At 66.4% G+C, this 3,124-nt stretch carries 2 protein-coding genes; one reads left to right on the top strand and one right to left on the bottom strand.

The genetic code is table 11. The annotated features are described in order from the left end of the window. A partial coding sequence (locus NHG85_RS05650) for a replication initiation protein (RefSeq protein ID WP_253330609.1) occupies nt 1–948 on the bottom strand: 948 nt, incomplete at its 3' end. Nucleotides 949–1,580: 632 nt separating this feature from the next. On the opposite strand from NHG85_RS05650, the gene NHG85_RS05655 reads away from it, so the two are divergent. Beyond that, complete coding sequence (locus NHG85_RS05655; protein WP_253330611.1) at nt 1,581–2,984, top strand: AAA family ATPase; 1,404 nt, start codon at nt 1,581–1,583, stop codon at nt 2,982–2,984. Nucleotides 2,985–3,124 lie beyond the last annotated feature (140 nt).

Raw genomic sequence — 3,124 nt, forward strand, 5'->3', positions numbered from 1 at the left:
GCCATTGTCGAGCGCCGCGCGCAGGTAGCCCACCGGGCTGCGTACCCCGTCGCGCCCCGCGACCCAGTCGAGCTTTTCGGCCACCGCCTCGGCCCCGTGCTCGGCGATCCACTGCCGCGCCAGCCGGTCGGACACCCCCTGCGCGCGCAGCCGCTCATAGACCGGCTGGCTGCGCGCCGCCTGCCCGTCGTCGATGTCGAGCATGGCAAGCTGCGGGTTCTCGCGGATCGAAAAGCGCAGCTCCTTGACCGCCCGGCCCATCCGCTTGAACTCGGGCTCGACCTGGATGTTGGAGGCGCGGTTCACCTCCTCCACCGCCGGCTTGATGACCTTGGCGTTGAGATGCTTGAAGCTGCGATAATATTCGCTGTCATCGACCCCCATCAGCCGGCGGAACACGTCGAGCGGCCACCAGCCGGTCGAGCCGGTGCGCACGAAGCGGTAGCAGTTCTCATAGAGCGCCAGCCCGTGCCCGGAGGTGAAGCGCCGCTGGATGTCGAGATTGATCAGCGCAAAGACGCGCGGGTCGTGCAGCTTTTCGGCCAGCGCGGGCGAATAGGCATAATCGCAGACCCCGTCGCGCAGCCGCGCATGGGCCAGAAGCGCCGAGACCCCCCATTCCTGCCGCCCCTTGTCGTCGAGCATGTCCCATTCGGCCACCGTCTCGGCGAGGCCGCGCAGCGCATCGCGCAAGCTGTCGATGTCGTTCGAGTTGTAGCCGATCATGGCAGCGAGCGTGCGCGCGTCGATCCGGTGCGTCGCCTGGCTCAACAGCGTGTCATAGGCATTGAGCAGCAGCACGTTCGACAGCTTGCGCTGCAGAAGCGTCAGCTTGCCACCGATATGGATCGCGGCGACGTTCTTCTTCACCGCGCCGCGCCTCAGCGCGCCGCTGAGCTGTTCGGGATCGGCGCGCCTCTCGCCCGCGCGCCCCTGTCGTTCCGCCATGATCCGCGCCCTCTTCGCCGCCCCGACGACTGCCCGGCTGCTGCCGGCCCGCCCTCGGCCGACAAGCTGCCTCTTGCGGCACCTCACCGCAAGAGCGATCCGGGTACCTTCTCGCCGGAACCATCCTATCCCGTAAAGGGGTACCTTTGCGTGACCGCACCGCGCGCAGGTCCCTTTGCCTCGCGCAACGGCTTGCACCGGGAGTCCGATCACGCGAATCGGAGGTGCGATAGGTCGGTTTTGCGCCCCGAAACCGCCCATCCTCCCCGGTTTCGCCCTCCTTTCGCGAGGTTTCCCCCATCCCGAAACCGGGACCCCTTCGTCCCGTATCCTGGTACCCTTGGTCCCGAAGATTGGTACCTTTCGTCCCGAACTCGGGTCCCCAACACCATGCAAGCCCATGAGATGCTTCAGGTTTTCAGAGCCAAAGACTCTAAAGATTCTAAAGATTCAAAACAGACTGCGTGCTGTTCCTTCGTTTGATTTCAAGGGACGCAGGGCAGGGTTTCGCGGCGAAACCCCGGATGTCACCGTCGCACGACGCGCGTCAGACCGATATTTCGCAATGCAAACCGATGTGCGATGGTTGCCCCGACAGAAGCCCGAGAGGCGTACATGACAGCAGGTATCGCATGACCAAGCGCGCGGACACGAGCTCACCGCCCTTTCACAACATCGACCCGGCACGGGCCGCCGAGCGGCTCGGTCCCCGCGTGGATACCACGCGATTCGCCAAGGCCGCCACCTTTTGCGCGCGTGGCCGCGATGACATGGCCCGGCGCGGCTACGCCCCCGACGGGACCAAGTCGCTGCGCCGCTTCTCGATCTGGGAGATCACCCGCTACCTGATCCCCGTCGCCGCCGCCCATCTGCGCCGCGTGCTCAAGGCCAACCCCGAGCTGCCGCAGGGCGAGGGCGAGGCGGGCGCGAAATGGTTCTCGCTCGACGACGTGCTCAAGCTGCGAAAGCACTTCTCGGAAGAGGGCGCCGCGAACAAGGAATACCGCCCCTGGCGCCCCGAGGGGCTTCCGGCCAAGATCGCCGCCGTCGCCAACTTCAAGGGCGGCTCGGGCAAGACCACCACCTGCGTGCATCTCGCCATGGCCGCCGCGCTCGACGGCTACAAGGTGCTGGTGATCGACCTCGACAGCCAGGCCTCGATGACCTCGCTTCTGGGCGGCAAGGTCGCGGATGAATGGCAGACGGTCTTCCCGCTTCTCGCGCGCGACTATGCCCGCGCGGTGAACCAGGAGAACCTCGTGCGCGAGGCCGAGGGGCAAAGCCCCCTGCCCCTCGACGAGACGCTGACCGAGGCGCTGGAGGTTTCGCCGCGAAACCTGATCCAGAAGACCCACTGGCCCAACATCGACCTGATCGGCGCGCAGCTCAATCTCTACTGGTCCGAGTTCCAGATCCCGGTCTGGCGGATGAACCTGAAGAGCTGGTCGCTGTGGGACGCGCTCAACAACGCGCTGAACGAGGAGGGTCTGCTCGACGAATACGACATCGTCTTCCTCGACACCCCCCCTGCCCTCGGCTACCTGACGATCAACTCGCTTTCCGCCGCCGACATCCTGCTCGTGCCGCTCGGCGCGTCTTTCCTCGAATTCGACTCGACGGGCCGCTTCTTTGACATGCTCTACTCGACCTTCGCCTCGATCGAGGAGGGCGAGAACGCGCAGCGCCGCCGCGCCGGCCTGCCCGAAATGCGCTTCGAATGGGACGTGGTGCGCGCCATCATCACCCGCTACGACGCCGGCCAGCAGACCGATCTGGCCAATGTGATCCAGGCCTATTTCGGCGACTTCATGACCGCCTACCGGCAGGAGTTCACCGCGCTGGTGGGGCAGGCGGGCGAGCAGATCAACGGCATATACGAGGCCGATTACCGCGACTTCAACCGCGAGACCTATCTGCGCGGGCGCGAGGCCTTCGATCGGACCTATGCCGAGTTCAAGGAGCTGCTGCTGGGCAGCTGGTACCGCGACATGATGGAAGAGCAGGAGGACAGCCATGGCCAGACGCAGGACGCTTGAGGCGCCGGACCCGAAGGCGCTGGCCGAGATCGAGGCCGGTTTCGCCGCGAAACCGGCCATGGGGCCGGGCGGCTTCGCGGCCCCCATCGCGCAGGTCGCCGCCGAAGCCGCCTCTGGCCGCGACGCGCGCCCCGCGCCCG

Source organism: Limimaricola litoreus, assembly GCF_024159025.1.
GTDB classification, from domain to species: domain Bacteria; phylum Pseudomonadota; class Alphaproteobacteria; order Rhodobacterales; family Rhodobacteraceae; genus Limimaricola; species Limimaricola litoreus.

Coding starts and splice junctions, on each gene's coding strand:
- NHG85_RS05655 (WP_253330611.1), top strand. CDS start 1,581: ATGACCAAGCGCGCGGACACGAGCTCACCGCCCTTTCACAACATCGAC.